This window comes from Novosphingobium sp. B-7 (assembly GCF_000410615.1).
In the GTDB taxonomy this organism is placed as follows: domain Bacteria; phylum Pseudomonadota; class Alphaproteobacteria; order Sphingomonadales; family Sphingomonadaceae; genus Novosphingobium; species Novosphingobium capsulatum.
Map to the genome: position 1 here is coordinate 1 of NZ_KE148486.1, position 618 is coordinate 618.

1 protein-coding gene is annotated in these 618 nt (G+C 65.7%); it reads left to right on the forward strand.

What is annotated here, in order from left to right; genetic code table 11:
• The coding region (locus H926_RS35140) for a ParB/RepB/Spo0J family partition protein (RefSeq protein ID WP_237741135.1) at positions 1-618 on the forward strand (618 nt) is incomplete at both ends.

A 618-nucleotide genomic window follows, 5' to 3' on the forward strand; every position in this document is an offset into this window, starting at 1 on the left:
TGTCCCCTGCCCCAGCCTCCCCGCCGCGCCAGGCCGCGCCAGGCCTTGGCCCGTTGCGCGGCACCACGCTGCTCAACCGCGAAAGCGCGCTGGCCCGCGTCGCCAGCGGCGAAGTGCGCCAGGTCACGCAATTGCTGCTCGATCCCGCGCGGGTGCGGGTGTGGGCCGGCAATGCCCGATCCTATGCCCACCTGAGCGAGGAATCGTGCCGCGAACTGATCGATTCGATCATCGCGGAAGGCGGCCAAAAAGTGCCCGCCGTGGTGCGCCGCATCGAAAACGATCCGGCCTATGATTACGAGGTCATCGCCGGCACGCGGCGCCATTGGTCGATCGCCTGGCTGCGCGCCAATTCCTATCCCCAGTTCCAGTTCCTGGCCCAGGTGGCCCAGCTCGATGACGAAGCGGCTTTCCGCCTCGCCGATCTGGAAAACCGCGCCCGCAAGGACGTGTCTGACCTGGAACGCGCGCGTAACTATGCGCTCGCGCTCAAGGACCATTACGGCAACCACCTCACGCGCATGGCAGAAAGGCTAAAACTTTCAAAGGGTTGGCTATCAAAGATGCTGCGCGTGGCAACGATCCCCGATGCCGTTGTCGCCGCCTTTGCCTCCCCCG